This is a genomic window from Streptomyces sp. NPDC057428 (assembly GCF_042803195.1).
Lineage (GTDB): Bacteria > Actinomycetota > Actinomycetes > Streptomycetales > Streptomycetaceae > Streptomyces.
Map to the genome: position 1 here is coordinate 26,559 of NZ_JBHVCT010000036.1, position 14,382 is coordinate 40,940.

Below are 14,382 nucleotides of genomic sequence, written 5' to 3' on the forward strand. Positions count from 1 at the left end.
GCCGATCACGCCGAACCGCCCCTGAGACCCCGTTCGCTGCGTATGTACTGCTGGTCCCGTCCCGTGCCCGGAGCGCGGTCGACGAGACAGGATCGGGTACAACTCCTGATGATCGTCCAGTCCGGGACGGTCCGCGAGAGGCAGCCGAAGACAGAGGAGACGTGATGGTTCACGAACGGGCCGGTCAGCCGGCACAGCCCGGCGATCTGGTGGACGTGGCACGGCTGGTGACGGCCTATTACGCTGTCCACCCCGATCCGTCCGAGCCCGGCCAGCGGGTGGCGTTCGGAACCTCGGGGCACCGCGGTTCGGCCCTGGCGGCCGCGTTCAACGAGGACCACATCGCCGCCACCACCCAGGCCATCTGCGAGTACCGGCACCAGCAGGGCACCGACGGGCCGCTGTTCCTCGGCGCCGACACCCACGCACTGTCCGAACCCGCAAGGGTCACGGCCGTCGAGGTTCTCGCGGCCAACGGCGCGACCGTCCTGATCGACACGGACGACGGCTACACGCCCACCCCGGCCGTCTCGCACGCCATCCTGACGTACAACCGCGACCGGACCGGCGCTCTCGCCGACGGCATCGTGGTCACGCCTTCGCACAATCCGCCCGGGGACGGCGGCTTCAAATACAACCCGCCGCACGGCGGACCCGCAGGATCGGACGCCACCTCGTGGATCCAGGACCGTGCCAACGCCCTGATCGAGGGTGGGCTGAAGGAGGTCCGGCGGATCCCCTACGCCCGGGCGCTCGCTGCCGGGACCACGGGCCGCCACGACTTCCTGACCGGCTACGTCGACGACCTCCCCGCCGTGCTCGACCTGGACGCCGTGCGCGATGCCGGGATCAGGATCGGTGCCGACCCGCTGGGCGGCGCCTCGGTGGCCTACTGGGGGCGGATCGCCGAGCGCCACCGGCTCGACCTCACGGTCGTCAACCCGCTCGCCGACCCCACCTGGCGGTTCATGACGCTGGACTGGGACGGGAAGATCCGGATGGACTGCTCGTCGCCGTACGCCATGGCGTCCCTGATCGAGCAGCGGGACGCCTACACCATCGCCACCGGCAACGACGCCGACGCCGACCGGCACGGCATCGTCACGCCCGACGGTGGGCTGATGAACCCCAACCACTACCTTGCCGTCGCGATCCGCTACCTCTACTCCCACCGCGACGGCTGGCCGGCCGGTACCGGAATCGGCAAGACGCTAGTCTCCTCCTCGATGATCGACCGGGTCGCCGCAGACCTCGGCCGGCGGCTCGTGGAGGTCCCGGTGGGCTTCAAGTGGTTCGTCGACGGGCTGTTCGGCGGCACCCTGGGCTTCGGCGGTGAGGAGTCGGCCGGTGCCTCGTTCCTGCGCCGCGACGGCCGGGTATGGACGACCGACAAGGACGGCATCCTGCTCGCCCTGCTGGCCTCCGAGATCACCGCCGTCACCGGCTCCACCCCCTCGCAGCACTACACCGAACTCACCGCGCGCTTCGGCGACCCCGCCTACGCGAGGGTCGACGCCCCCGCGACGCGCGAGCAGAAGGCGGTGCTGGCCGAGCTGTCCCCCGAGCAGGTCCGCGCGGACACGCTCGCCGGTGAGCCCATCACCGCCGTACTCACCGAGGCGCCGGGCAACGGCGCGGCGATCGGAGGGCTCAAGGTCTGCACCGAGAGCGCCTGGTTCGCGGCACGTCCTTCCGGCACTGAGGACGTCTACAAGGTGTACGCGGAGAGCTTCCAGGGGCCGGAGCACCTCGCCACGGTCCAGGACGAGGCCCGCGCCCTCGTCTCCGAGGCGCTGGGCTCCACGGACTGACCCGTCGACGGGCGGCCAGCGGGCGGACCCGGCTTCTGGGTCCGCCCGCCCCGGGATCCTCTGCGCGGCCTGGCGTGCGCGGTCACGTGCCCGGGGCCCTGGCTCAGGTCCCTTCCGCTTGTTCCTCGTCCGTGCGTTCCTCACCCCGGAACGCCCGGAGGATCTGCTCGGCCGCCAGCGTGGCCGTCAACTCGCCTGCTCGAACCTGCTGTTCGAGGCCCGGTGTGAGGTCGTGTACGGCAGGGTGGCCGCGCAGACTGTCCAGGAGCTCGTCGCGGACCATGGTCCACGTCCAGTCCACCTGCTGCTCACGGCGCTTGGCCGTCAGCCGGCCGGTGGACTCCAGGAGCGTGCGGTGCTGCTCCAGCCGTTCCCACAACTGGTCCAGACCGGTCGACTCCCGGGCACTGCACGTCAGCACCGGGGGAGCCCAGGCCGCGTCCACCGGATGCATCAACCGCAGCGCGCCAGCCAGTTCACGCGCCGCGGAGCGGGCATCACGCTCGTGCGGGCCGTCCGCCTTGTTGACGGCGATGGCGTCGGCGAGCTCCAGCACGCCCTTCTTGATGCCCTGCAACTGGTCACCCGTACGGGCGAGGGTGAGCAGCAGGAAGGTGTCGACCATGTTGGCGACGGCCGTCTCCGACTGCCCCACCCCGACCGTCTCCACGAGCACGACGTCGTAGCCGGCTGCCTCCATCACCACGATGGACTCGCGCGTCGCCTTGGCCACACCGCCGAGCGTCCCCGCCGTGGGGGAGGGGCGGACGAACGCCCGCGCGTCCACCGCCAGCCGTTCCATCCGGGTCTTGTCGCCGAGGATGGAACCGCCGGTACGGCTGGACGACGGGTCCACGGCCAGCACCGCGACCCGGTGCCCGAGGCCCGTCAGCAGGGTGCCGAGCGCATCGATGAACGTGGACTTCCCCACGCCCGGCACCCCGCTGACGCCGATCCGCCGGGCCCGCCCCGCATGCGGCAGGAGCTCGCTCAGCAGGCGCTGCGCCATCGCCCGGTGATCGGGACGGGTCGACTCCACAAGAGTGATCGCGCGGGCCACGAAAGCTCGTTTCCCGTCGAGCACACCCTTGGCATACGCGTCGATGTCGATCCTCGCGGCCACGGTCAGCGGCTCACAGCTCGTGACCGAGCGAGGCGGCGAGTCGCGTGACCAGGTCATGGGCTGCGTCCGGGATCACCGTTCCTGGCGGGAACACCGCGGTCGCGCCCGCCTCGTGGAGCGCCTCGACGTCCTGGGGCGGGATCACCCCACCGACCACGATCATGATGTCCTCCCGGCCCTCGGCCGCCAGCTCCTGCCGCAGCGCCGGCACGAGGGTGAGGTGCCCGGCCGCCAGGGACGAGACGCCCACGATGTGCACGTCCGCCTCGACGGCCTGCCGGGCGACCTCGCCGGGCGTCTGGAACAGCGGGCCGACGTCGACGTCGAAGCCCAGGTCGGCGAAGGCGGTCGCGATCACCTTCTGGCCGCGGTCGTGGCCGTCCTGGCCCATCTTGGCGACGAGGATGCGAGGACGCCGGCCCTCGGCCTCCTCGAAGTCCCCGACGAGGGTGCGGGTGCGGTCCACGGACGGGGACTCTCCTGCCTCTTTGCGGTACACCCCGGAGATCGTACGGATCTGGCCCGCGTGCCTGCCGTACACCTTCTCCAGGGCGTCCGAGATCTCTCCGACCGTGGCCATCGCCCGGGCGGCGTCGACGGCCAGCGCGAGAAGGTTGCCCTCGAGTGCCGGCCCGGGATCCCGTCCGGCCGCCTCGGTCAGGGCGCGCAGCGCCTCCTGGCAGGCGCTCTCGTCCCGTTCCTCGCGCAGCCGGCGCAGCTTCTCGATCTGCTGGGTGCGCACCGAGGAATTGTCGACCTTGAGCACGTCGATCTTCTCGTCGGTTCCGACCCGGTACTTGTTCACCCCGATGACCGGCTGGCGCCCGGCGTCGATCCGCGCCTGCGTACGAGCCGCCGCCTCCTCGATCCGCAGCTTCGGGATGCCCGCGTCGATGGCCTTGGCCATCCCGCCTGCCGCCTCGACCTCCTCGATGTGCTGCCAGGCGCGCCGCGCCAGGTCGTTCGTGAGCTTCTCGACGTACGCGCTGCCGCCCCACGGGTCGATCACCCGGCAGGTCCCGGACTCCTGCTGGAGCAGCAGTTGGGTATTGCGGGCGATGCGTGCGGAGAAGTCCGTGGGCAGGGCGAGCGCCTCGTCCAGCGCGTTCGTGTGCAGCGACTGGGTGTGCCCCTGGGTCGCCGCCATCGCCTCGACACAGGTGCGCGTCACGTTGTTGAAGACGTCCTGTGCGGTCAGCGACCAGCCGGAGGTCTGCGAATGGGTGCGCAGCGAGAGGGACTTGGGGTTCTCCGGACCGAACTCCTTGACCAGCTTGGCCCACAGCAGGCGGGCCGCCCGCAGCTTCGCGATCTCCATGAAGAAGTTCATGCCGATCGCCCAGAAGAAGGAGAGCCGCGGGGCGAAGGCGTCCACGTCCAGCCCGGCGGCCTGGCCTGCCCGCAGGTATTCCACCCCGTCGGCCAGCGTGTAGGCGAGCTCCAGATCGGCCGTCGCGCCGGCCTCCTGGATGTGATATCCGGAGATCGAGATGGAGTTGTAGCGCGGCATCTTCTGCGAGGTGAACGCGAAGATGTCGGAGATGATCCGCATCGAGGGTGCGGGCGGATAGATGTAGGTGTTGCGGACCATGAACTCCTTGAGGATGTCGTTCTGGATGGTCCCGGCGAGTTTCTCCGGTGCGACGCCCTGTTCCTCGGCGGCCACGATGTAGAGCGCGAGGACGGGAAGCACCGCACCGTTCATCGTCATCGACACCGACATCCGGTCCAGCGGGATGCCGTCGAAGAGCTGGCGCATGTCGTAGATCGAGTCGATCGCCACGCCCGCCATGCCGACGTCACCCGTCACACGTGGGTGGTCGCTGTCGTAGCCACGGTGGGTGGGCAGGTCGAACGCGATGGACAGGCCCTTCTGTCCCGCCGCGAGGTTGCGCCGGTAGAAGGCGTTGGACTCCTCGGCCGTGGAGAATCCGGCGTACTGACGGATCGTCCAGGGCTGGTTGACGTACATCGTCGGGTAGGGACCCCGCAGGTACGGCGCGATGCCCGGGTAGGTCCCGAGGAAGTCGAGCCCTTCCAGATCCCGTCCGGTGTACAGCGGCTTGACCTCGATGCCCTCCGGGGTCTCCCAGCGGAGCTCCTCGTCGGACCGGCCCGCCGACTCCTTCACAGCGGCGTGCCACCGGTCCTCGGACACCTCGGGCGGAGCGCCACCGTCGAGGGACACGACGGAGAAGTCCGGCACCACGGGCACGCCGGTCCCGGTGGTCTGGGTCTCGGGGGTCTGCATCACGCCACTCCCATGCGGTCGAGTTCGGAGGAGAGGACGGCGACGACATCGCAGCCGGCGAAGACGTGGACGTCGGCGCCGGTGTACTCGCCGGGACGCCCGGCCAGGAAGATCTGCTCTGCGCCCGCGGCCCTGAGGGCCGCGGCGACGTCTTCGGCCTGCTCGGCGTAGAGGGCGTCCGTCGAGCACAGGCAGGCGGTCGTCGCCCCGCTCGCGGCGAAGGCCGCGGCCGCCGTCGAGGCGTCGACCGAGACGGGCTCGTGCACGGGCTCGATGCCGCCCGACAGGAAGAGGTTCGCCGCGAAGGACGCCCGCGCCGTGTGCACCGAAGCGGGCCCGAGCGCGGCGAGGAACACCTTCGGGCGGGCTCCCGTGGCGGCCAGATGCCGGTCCGACCGCGCGCGCAGAGCCTCGAACGCCTCGTCCCGCCTGACCTGCGGCAGTCCACCGGAAGAGGGAGCGAGGGGCGAGGCCTCGCGCTCCACCGGCCGCTCCGACAGGTTCGGGAACTCGCTGACCCCGGTCACGGGCTCCTTGCGCCGCGCCAGGTCCTTGCTCCGCGCGGCCCAGGTGGCCGCGATCCGTTCCCCGACCATCCCGGAGCGCAGCGCCACGGCCTGGCCGCCGGCCCGCTCGATCTCCTGGAAGAACGTCCAGGCCGCGGCGGCGAGTTCATCCGTCAGCCGCTCGACGTACCAGGAACCACCCGCGGGGTCTGTCACCCGGGCCAGGTGCGACTCCTCCATCAGGATGGTGGAGGTGTTGCGGGCGATCCGCCGGGCGAACGCGTCCGGCAGGCCCAGAGCGTGATCGAACGGCAGTACGGTGACGGACTCGGCTCCACCGACACCCGCACCCAGACAGGCCAGCGTCGTCCGCAGCATGTTCACCCAGGGGTCCCGGCGCGTCATCATCACGGAAGAGGTCACCGCGTGCTGCCGCTGCGCACCCGCGCCCGGTGCTCCACAGACCTCGGCCACGCGCGACCACAGCCGCCGTGCCGCACGCAGTTTCGCGATCGTCAGGAACTGGTCGGCCGTTGCCGCATACCTGAACTCCAGCTGTGTGCAGGCCTCTTCGACGGTGAGGCCGGAGGCGGTCAGCGCCCTCAGGTAGGCGACGCCCGTGGCCAGGGAGACCCCCAGTTCCTCGGCGGCCGACCCGCCCGCCTCGTGGTAGGGCAGTGCGTCCACGACCATCGCCCGCAGGCGCGGGTACTCCCGCCCGCAGGTCCGCGCCCAGTGCGCGGCCTCGTCCGTGCCCGGCTCCGCGCCCGTGCGGGCGGCCTGCCCGAGCGGGTCCAGCCCGAGGCTGCCGCGGGCCGCTTCCGTGGCCACGCCCCGGGCCTCGTAGAGCGCGAGCAACTCGGCAACGGCGGGCCCGGCATCAAGGCCCGCGTCGAGTGCGACCGGCGCGAGGTCGAGGTGGACGCCCTCCAATGCGCGGGCGAGGCCGGAGACCGGCACCCCGGCGGCGCCGCCCACGGCGATCCAGAGCGAGGTGACGCCGTTCTCCAGATCGCTGAGCACGGCCTCGTTGGAACGCACGGGATCGGTCAGGGCATGGCGCTGGCGCACGTCCCAGCCGTCCGTCGTGTTCCCCGTGGCCCTGCTGCCCCGCGTGAAGGGCGCGAAGCCGGGCAGGCCGGGGTCGGCCGACGCGTCGTCGGAGGTGTACAGAGGGCGGGCGGTGAGCCCGTCCCCGAGTGCGGTGGACAGTGCTTCCTCGGCGGCCGTACCCGTGACTTCCTTGCCGGACCTGCGCAGTACGCCTTCGACAAGGCTCTGCCACTGGTCGTGGGAGGGGTCGGGGAAATCGGCGGCCAGAGGGAGCCCGTCAGCAGGCAGGACCGTCATGGTCAGATGCTAGGTCAGCACTCTGACGTGCAGGAGGGCCACAGGCTGTGACCTTGCACTCTCCGTCGTGTGCGCAATTCTTTCGGTTGAGAAGTGAACCACTTCTTTTGCTCCGGAAGTTTCACAGTGCGTCACCTAATGCCCGAAGTTATGCTTTTGGCGACCCAGCACCGCAGGGGAAGGACGCATCGTGGACGTGGGACCCGTGGAGTACCTCGTCGTCACGTTTCCCGGCGCCCGATTCGCCGAGGCGATCGCGCCCGTACTCGCCGACGCCGTCACGTCGGAGGCGGTACGCATCCTCGATCTGACCTTCGCCCGCAAGGGCGAGGGCGGCACGCTCCAGCTCGTGGAGCTTCGGGAGATGGACCCTCAGGGGCTGGTGTCGTTCGCGCCGCCGGGTGACGGGCCGTCCGGCCTGCCCCGGATCGCGGACCTCGGCGTGGTCGAGAGCCTGCCCGAGGGAAGTTCCGCCGCGCTGGTCGTGTGGGAGGACCTCTGGTCCGTGCCCCTCGCGCGAGCCGTCGAGGCCGCCGGCGGGCATCTCGTGGCGCACGAGCGCGTCCCAGCGGACGGCGGGGACGACGTCATCACGCTGCTCGAACGGCTCGCCGAGCTGAGGAAGCAGGGCGTTCTCACCGACGCCGAATTCGCCGCCCAGAAGACGAGGATCCTCGCCGACTGACAGCCGGTTGGCCGATACGCCCGCGTCCCGCGTTCCTTTTGTCGATATGCGCACACCGTGCGACGTTGATTCCGACCTGCAGTGTGTCGGGAAAGAGGCAGTTCATCGTGCAGACCGCCCGGGCCGTCCCCGCAGCCACCGTCGTCAACCTGCGCGATCTGGGCGGCATCGCCCTGGGCCGCGACCACCGTCTGCGTCAGGGGATCCTGCTGCGCTCCGGTCAGCTGAGCGACTTCGACGCGGAGCACGACCTGGCGGTTGCCGCCCTCGGCATCCGCACTGTCGTGGATCTGCGTACCGCCGACGAGCGTCAGTGGGCTCCGGACCGCCTGCCCCCGGGCGCCAGACTGTTCGTCGCAGACGTCCTAGGTGACAACCCGGGCGTCGCACCGGCGCGGATCAGGGCGCTGCTGAATGACCCGGACGGAGCAGCGGCCCTGCTCGGCGCGGGCAGGGCGGAGGAACTGTTCGCACAGACCTACCGCAAGATGGTCCTCTCCCCGGGAGCGGCCGCGGCCTACCGGGCCTTCCTGGACACCGCCGCGGACCCCCGGGCAAGGCCGCTCCTCTTCCACTGCGCGACCGGCAAGGACCGCACGGGCTGGGCGACCGCGCTGCTGCTGATGACGGCGGGCGCCTCACGCGACGTCGTACGCGCGGAGTTCCTCGCCGTGAACCTGGCGGTCAGGGCCGCGTTCGGCCCCGCGGTGCGCGACTTCCTCGACGCGGGCGGGGACCCCGACATCGCCTCCGCGGTCGTCGAGGCGAGGCCCCGCTACCTCGAGGCGGCTCTGGACGCCATGGACGAGCGCTGGGGCGGATTCGACGGCTACCTGGACAAGGCCCTGCGGCTGCCCCGTGCGGTGGCCGACCGGCTTCGTGCCGATCTCGCCGTACCGGATTGACGGGCGTCCCCGACGCGAACCGGCCCGGTGCGGCGTCCCTGGGGACGCGCACCGGGCCGGCTCGCGAGGCCGCACCGCTCAGATCTTCAGCAGCTGTTCACTGAGATCGCGGTAACGCTGAAGGGCTATCCGCAGCTCCTCCGTCTGGGCCTCCGTGTCCTGCTCCTGCCAGCTGGCCCGCAGGACCCGCCTGCGTTCCGTGAGGGCCTCGGTCAGGCCGGAGACGATCTGGTCGAACGTGCTGTCCGCCTCCTCGACCGCACGGCGGGGGCTCTCGACGAAGTCGGTGACAGCCTGCTGCATGCGCTGGGACAGCTTGTCCTGGTCGTCCCGTGACACCAGCGGCCGGTCCGCCCCGTGGTCCTCCTGGTGGCCGGTCCGCTTGTCCGACCGCCCCGCGGCGGCCTTCCGGGGCGCGGCCGGAGTGCTGAGACCGGCGTGGGTTCCGCCCTTCGCCGACCGGTCTCTGCCGTCGCCCGTCGTGGCGCCGCCGGGGGTGTCCGGGGTGAGCCCGTCCCTGGGCGTGTCTTCACGCGTCACTCCGGGGGTGAGGCCCGTCCCGGTCATGGACTCGCGCGAGGTCGTGGACTCACGGGTGGTGCCGGCTCCGTCCGCGGACTCACGCGCGGTGCCGGGTGCCGTGGTGCGGCGCGGCTCCGTGGTGGTGCCGGGCTCTGTCCTGGGGTCGCTGTTGTCGGTCATGCCGCTGCACTGCCTTTCGTTTCGGGCCGGCCCGTCGTGGCCGGCTCCTCCGGTGCGTCCGCGAGGAGTACGTCGAAGAGCGCCCTGGACTCGATCAGGGCCTTCCTCATCTCCTCCGTACCGCCCTGGCCGCGCACTGCCGTGTGCACCCTGCGGTAGCCGTCGACCTGCTCGGCGTGGTGGACCGAGAGGGCCGCCGTCTGCTCCTCGAAGCTGTCGCCGGCCGGGAAACCCCGGTCGTGGGCCAGCTGCGCGAGAAGCGCGTCGGCCTCGACCACCGCGTCCCTGGGGGAGTCGATGAACTTTTCCTGCACCTCGGCCCAGCGGCGGACGTACGTCTCGCGCGCTCCAGGTGCGAGCGGCTGCTCGGACAGTGAGCCGTGCAGCTTCACCCGCTCGGCCAGCTCGTGCTCGGCAGCCTTGGTGTCGCCGTCGTGGCGGGCCACGGTGCGTTCGTATTCAGGCCCGAAGCGGCGCTGCAGACCTCGTCCGCCGGTCTGCCGGCCACGGACGAGGAAGAAGACCAGCGCTGCCAACAGGACGACGGCGACAATGATCACCACGGTCGTCATGATGCGTTCTCCCGCCGGTTCGCGGTCGGTGCGTCGTGCTCTTCCACTCTCGTCAACCCCTTCCTGATCGGGCCCGGCCGGGTGTCCCCCCGGGCTCCGTGTACCAGCCGTGTAACCCCGTGGGCGACTTTCAAGCAGGCGGATTCCCGTTAACCTGGAAGAGGTGGCTCCCGGGCGGCCTCGGCCGAACGCCGAGCGGTCCGGCAGGAGTTCGGAGAGAGAGGGGTGTCCGGTGACCGAGCGCAAACCCGCGGGTGTCAGCTTCGAGACGTGGGTGGACCGGCAGGTCCGCGAGGCCGAGCAGCGGGGCGACTTCGCCGATCTGCCCGGCCTGGGCAAGCCGATTCCCGGGCTGGAGAGGCCTTACGACGCCGAGTGGTGGATCAAGGCCAAGATGCAGCGTGAGGGCCTGTCGGTGCTCCCGCCGTCCCTTGCGCTGCGCAAGGCCGCCGAGGACGCCCGGCACGAGGCGCTGCGCGCACGGTCCGAGGCGGAGGTCCGCCGCATCCTGGAGGAGATGAACGAAAGGATCCGTGCCGCGCTGGCCAGACCCCCGGAGGGGCCGCCGCTGAACCTGAAGCCGTTCGACGTCGACGCGACGGTGGAGGAGTGGCGGGCGAGGCGGCAGCGGAGCTGAGCGGGGTGTGCCGGGGGCCGTCGGGGTGCGTAATACTCGCTGCATGAGATCGCGCATCACGGCCCGGCGGAGCGAGGTGCGGATCAGGCGAGCCGTCGCGCGGGACGCGAGACGGCTGACGCGCCTGGTGACCTCTTCACGCGCCTACGAGGGCCCATACGCACCCATGGTCGCGGGATACAAGGTCGGGCCGGACTACATCGAGGCGCACGCCGTCCATGTCGCCGTCGACGAGGACGACCGGGTGCTCGGCTTCTACTCGCTGATTCTGTCCCCTCCCGAGCTCGACCTGATGTTCGTGGCCGACGAGGCCCAGGGGCGGGGTATCGGGCGGTTCATGGCCGGGCATCTGTGCGACGAGGCCCGTCGGGCGGGCCTGTCGGACGTGCGCGTGGTCGCACACCCGCCGGCCGAGGGCTTTTACCGCAGCGTCGGCGCCGAGCGCACCGGCACCGTCGCCGCCCGGCCGCCCGCCGTGATGTGGGACCGCCCGGACATGGTTCTCAGGATCACCGGCGGGATCGAAGCGGCGCCCTGAGCCGACGGTCCCGGCGCCGGGTGCCCCCATCGGCTCAGAGCGGCCCGGCTGACTCCTCAGGCAGCCGGACCGGTCGCTGCGGCGCCTCGGTCCTTCAGGACCAGCCGCCGTACGGACGGGTGATGAGCTCCAGGCCGTGTCCGCTGGGATCGGCGAAGTAGACTCCGCGTCCGCCGTCGTTGTGGTTGATCTCGGCGTGTCGCTTCATGTGCGGGTCGGCGTAGTACTCGACGCCCCGCGCCCTGATGCGGTCGAAAGCGGTGTCGAACTCCGCCTCCGAGATCAGGAACGCGTAGTGCTGCGCGGTGATCGATTCAGCGGGAATGGCCGCGAAGTCCAGCGTGACGCCGTTCGCGAGGACGACCGGAATGAAGGGTCCCCATTCGGTTCCGGTGGTGAGGCCCAGAATGTGGGCCAGGAAATCGGCGGACTCCCGGTTGTCCCGGCAGTGGACGATGGTGTGATTCAACTCGACTGACACTGTGGAATGCCTCCAACAGGCATCTCACGGGCTACCTCCACGCCTCACCCGGCCGGTGACCGACGCGCGATGCCGTACCCCGATCCTAAGGGCTGTCCCGTGCTCCCTGACGGGCGCACCAGGGAGCACGGGACAGCCCTCGGACGAGTCGTCGCTGCGCGTCGAGGCTGTGGCCTCGGGCCGCGCGGGCTCGTGCTCCTCCTCTTCCTCGTGGCGTGGTGCTCTTCCCGTTCGCTGCCACCATGGACAACATCCGTGGGCACGCTCTCCCCGTGGCTGCCCGGCGATGCGCGTCACCGAGGATTCGCAGCGGATCCGCGGGGAACCTGTACCAGCTCATACGTTCGAGCTGGAGGAGGCATCAATGGGGCGGAGACCGGCGTCCGAGGGTGACGGCGAGAAAGACGGCATGGGGACCAACCCGCACAGCGGCCGGCGCGAGACCGAGGCGGAGCGGGCGGACCGGCAGTGGGGCGAGCTGCTCCAGGAGCTCCGGGTCGCCCAGACAGGCGTTCAGATCCTCTTCGGATTCCTGCTCGCCGTCGTCTTCCAGCCGCGGTTCGCGGACCTCTCGACCGTCGACCGGAACATCTACGTCGTGACGGTCATGCTGGGATCCGCGACCGCGGCCTCGCTGATAGGCCCCGTGTCATACCACCGGCTGCTCACCGGCCGGCGGATGAAGCCACAGACGGTGACCTGGGCCTCGCGGCTGACGAAACTCGGGCTCGGCCTGCTCTTCTGCACGATGTGCAGCACGCTCCTGCTCATCCTGAGGGTGGCGCTGCACAACGTCGTGGCACTGTGGCTGGTGGGCGTGATGGCACTGTGGTTCGCCGTCTGCTGGTTCGTCTTCCCGCTCTGGGCCATCGCCCGGGACAACGGGAAGCAGGGTGTCGACGGCGCGCGGGAGGAGTCCTCCGACACCGAGGACCCGGAGCCGCGGGGCTGAGCCCGTCAGTCGGCGTCGGCGGCGGGGCTGCGCACATCCGTCACGGTGAACAGCCCGCCGTCCGGGTCACGCAATGTCGCCTCGCTGCCGTGGGGTACGGGCCGCCGTTCCATCAGCGTGCCACCGAACCGCTCTGCGGCGGCGACCGTCGCCTCGACGTCGGAAACCGGGAACTGCACCTGCCAGTGCGGACGCACCATGGGGTCCGGCGCGGACTCGACGGCACCCGAACTGATCCGGGCGAGCGGGCGTCCGTCGCAGCGTACGAGCACCTCTTCCTTCACGTAGGCCACCTCGCAGCCGCCTCGCTCCCCGCTCGCCCAGTCGAGTACCTCGCCGTAGAAGATCGCGGCGTCGAAGGCGTTCCTGGTGCGCAGGCGGAGCCAGGCGTGCGCACGGTGCCCGGACGGTCTGAGGGAGGCCGCACGGCCGGTCCACTCCCACACCCCGAACGCCGCACCGTCCCGGTCAGCGGCCAGCACCGCGCGGCCGGTTCCGATCGCCAGCGGGCCCACGGCCACGGTGCCACTGCGCTCACGGATGCGGGCCGACGCCACATCGGCGTCCCGGACGGAGAAGTAGGGCGTCCAGGCCACGGCCACCCGGTAGGCGGACGCGACCGCGCCGATGCCCGCCACGGGCACACGGTCCGAGCGGGCCATCACGAAGTCCCTGCCCAGCGGCCCGGGACGGAACGTCCAGCCGAAGACGCCCCCGTAGAAACGCCGGGCATCCAGAAGGTCGCGGGTCACCAGGTGGACCCAGCACGGCGCACCGGCACCGGTGAGTGCTGCGGGTTCGTGGTCGGTCCGCCGTTCGCCAGTGGTCATGGTCCCTCTGCCTCGTCGATTCCGCGGCAGGACCCCTACTCTCCGCTGCCGCACGGCCACGACCAGCGTCATCCGCCGGGGCGACTCCCGCAACACGCGGAGGGAGTGTTCAGACCCCGCCTTGCGGCGGCGCGTTCGTGATGTCGAGGAACACATGCTCGGCTTCGGGCCAGGCCCGGGATATGGAGCGCTTGATCCGGACGGAGACCCGCTCGATCTCCTCGCTGTCGATGCCGGGTGCCAGATCCACCCTGGCCGCCAGCATCACGGAGTCGAGGCCCAGTCCCATCGTGAACAGCGAGGCCACGTTGTCTATCTCGGGCTGGGAGGTCAGGAGCTCCCGTACGCCCTTGCGCAGCTCGGGGTCGGCGGACTCCCCGATCAGCCGGTCGCGGGCGTCCTTGCCGAGCCGGAAGGCGACGTAGACCAGGAGGAGGCCGATCGCCAGGGAAGCGGATGCCTCCCACACGGCGTTCCCCGTGGCCAGGTGCAGGATCATGCCGGCCATGGCGAGAACGACACCGAGCACCGCGGTGCTGTCCTCCGCGACGACCGTGCGCAGGGCCGGGTCCCGGGCAGCACCCTTCTCGCCGCGGAGCTGCACCAGGGCGCGGACGAGCGAAGCGCCTTCGGCGAGGAGCGCGAACGCGAGGACGACCAGCCCCACCGTGTACCCCTCGGGCGACTCGTGGTCCCCGGCGCTCAGTGCCTCGAAGCCCTGGAAGAACGAGAAACAGCCCCCGACGACGAAGATCCCGACCGCAGCGAGCAGCGACCAGAAGTAGCGTTCCTTGCCGTATCCGAAGGGGTGACGGCTGTCGGCGGGGCGGTGGCTGCGCCGCAGGGCGGCCAGCAGGAAGACCTCGTTCACACTGTCCGCCACGGAGTGGGCGGCCTCGGAGAGGAGGGCGGGGGACCCCGACAGGAATCCACCCACCCCCTTCGCGACGGCTATGACGAGGTTGGCGGCGAGAGCGACCAGGACCGTTATCCGGGTCCGGTCGTCGGACTTCGACCGGTTCATCTGTTTCCCCCCGAT

Annotated in this window: 14 protein-coding genes; 6 read left to right on the plus strand and 8 right to left on the minus strand. The window is 70.8% G+C overall.

From position 1 onward, the window contains the following. Nucleotides 1-164: 164 nt before the first annotated feature. On the plus strand, nucleotides 165-1,811 hold the full coding sequence (gene pgm / locus ACFU5K_RS16555; RefSeq protein ID WP_384061683.1) for a phosphoglucomutase (alpha-D-glucose-1,6-bisphosphate-dependent): 1,647 nt from the start codon (nucleotides 165-167) through the stop codon (nucleotides 1,809-1,811). Nucleotides 1,812-1,914: 103 nt separating this feature from the next. Here pgm and meaB read toward each other — a convergent pair whose 3' ends face one another. The 3 genes from meaB to mutA are packed head-to-tail and all read right to left on the minus strand — an operon-like array spanning nucleotide 1,915 to nucleotide 7,041. Then, nucleotides 1,915-2,934, minus strand: coding sequence for a methylmalonyl Co-A mutase-associated GTPase MeaB (meaB, locus tag ACFU5K_RS16560; RefSeq protein WP_384061747.1), 1,020 nt, complete (start codon nucleotides 2,932-2,934; stop codon nucleotides 1,915-1,917). A 10-nt stretch (nucleotides 2,935-2,944) separates the two neighbouring features. Further along, nucleotides 2,945-5,185 (minus strand): methylmalonyl-CoA mutase, encoded by a 2,241-nt coding sequence (scpA, locus tag ACFU5K_RS16565; protein ID WP_384061686.1) that lies wholly within the window; start codon nucleotides 5,183-5,185, stop codon nucleotides 2,945-2,947. Continuing rightward, entirely contained in the window at nucleotides 5,185-7,041 is a 1,857-nt protein-coding gene (gene mutA, locus ACFU5K_RS16570; RefSeq protein WP_384061689.1) for a methylmalonyl-CoA mutase small subunit, read from the minus strand. Before mutA ends, scpA begins: the two co-directional genes overlap by 1 nt. A gap of 190 nt (nucleotides 7,042-7,231) precedes the next feature. Here mutA and ACFU5K_RS16575 point away from each other — a divergent pair, with 190 nt between their 5' ends. Then, complete coding sequence (locus ACFU5K_RS16575) at nucleotides 7,232-7,726, plus strand: DUF6325 family protein (RefSeq protein WP_384061691.1); 495 nt, start codon at nucleotides 7,232-7,234, stop codon at nucleotides 7,724-7,726. Nucleotides 7,727-7,833: 107 nt separating this feature from the next. Continuing rightward, a complete protein-coding gene (locus tag ACFU5K_RS16580) occupies nucleotides 7,834-8,631 on the plus strand; it encodes a tyrosine-protein phosphatase (RefSeq protein WP_384061693.1) in 798 nt (265 codons plus the stop codon). Between the two features lie 78 nt (nucleotides 8,632-8,709). Here the strand turns inward: ACFU5K_RS16580 and ACFU5K_RS16585 are convergent, their stop codons facing one another. After that, a complete protein-coding gene (locus ACFU5K_RS16585; RefSeq protein WP_384061696.1) occupies nucleotides 8,710-9,333 on the minus strand; it encodes a hypothetical protein in 624 nt (207 codons plus the stop codon). Next, entirely contained in the window at nucleotides 9,330-9,905 is a 576-nt protein-coding gene (locus tag ACFU5K_RS16590) for a hypothetical protein (RefSeq protein ID WP_384061699.1), read from the minus strand. The genes ACFU5K_RS16585 and ACFU5K_RS16590 overlap by 4 nt, the downstream gene beginning before the upstream one ends. 232 nt (nucleotides 9,906-10,137) lie before the next feature. Here ACFU5K_RS16590 and ACFU5K_RS16595 point away from each other — a divergent pair, with 232 nt between their 5' ends. Both ACFU5K_RS16595 and ACFU5K_RS16600 read left to right on the plus strand, forming a co-directional pair. Continuing rightward, nucleotides 10,138-10,542 (plus strand): DUF1992 domain-containing protein, encoded by a 405-nt coding sequence (locus tag ACFU5K_RS16595; RefSeq protein ID WP_384061701.1) that lies wholly within the window; start codon nucleotides 10,138-10,140, stop codon nucleotides 10,540-10,542. A 43-nt stretch (nucleotides 10,543-10,585) separates the two neighbouring features. Then, entirely contained in the window at nucleotides 10,586-11,080 is a 495-nt protein-coding gene (locus ACFU5K_RS16600) for a GNAT family N-acetyltransferase (protein ID WP_384061704.1), read from the plus strand. 94 nt (nucleotides 11,081-11,174) lie between these two features. On the opposite strand, the gene ACFU5K_RS16605 is transcribed toward ACFU5K_RS16600, so the two are convergent. After that, nucleotides 11,175-11,561 (minus strand): VOC family protein, encoded by a 387-nt coding sequence (locus tag ACFU5K_RS16605; RefSeq protein ID WP_384061706.1) that lies wholly within the window; start codon nucleotides 11,559-11,561, stop codon nucleotides 11,175-11,177. Between the two features lie 364 nt (nucleotides 11,562-11,925). On the opposite strand from ACFU5K_RS16605, the gene ACFU5K_RS16610 reads away from it, so the two are divergent. Continuing rightward, nucleotides 11,926-12,513, plus strand: a complete 588-nt coding sequence (locus tag ACFU5K_RS16610; protein ID WP_384061709.1) for a DUF6328 family protein — start codon at nucleotides 11,926-11,928, stop codon at nucleotides 12,511-12,513. Nucleotides 12,514-12,518: 5 nt separating this feature from the next. Here ACFU5K_RS16610 and ACFU5K_RS16615 read toward each other — a convergent pair whose 3' ends face one another. Then, nucleotides 12,519-13,343: a VOC family protein gene (locus ACFU5K_RS16615; protein ID WP_384061712.1), complete on the minus strand. Its 825-nt coding sequence runs from the start codon at nucleotides 13,341-13,343 to the stop codon at nucleotides 12,519-12,521. Nucleotides 13,344-13,452: 109 nt separating this feature from the next. After that, the gene (locus tag ACFU5K_RS16620) at nucleotides 13,453-14,367 is read right to left on the minus strand and encodes a cation diffusion facilitator family transporter (protein ID WP_384061715.1); all 915 of its coding nucleotides are present in this window, start codon (nucleotides 14,365-14,367) and stop codon (nucleotides 13,453-13,455) included. Nucleotides 14,368-14,382 lie beyond the last annotated feature (15 nt).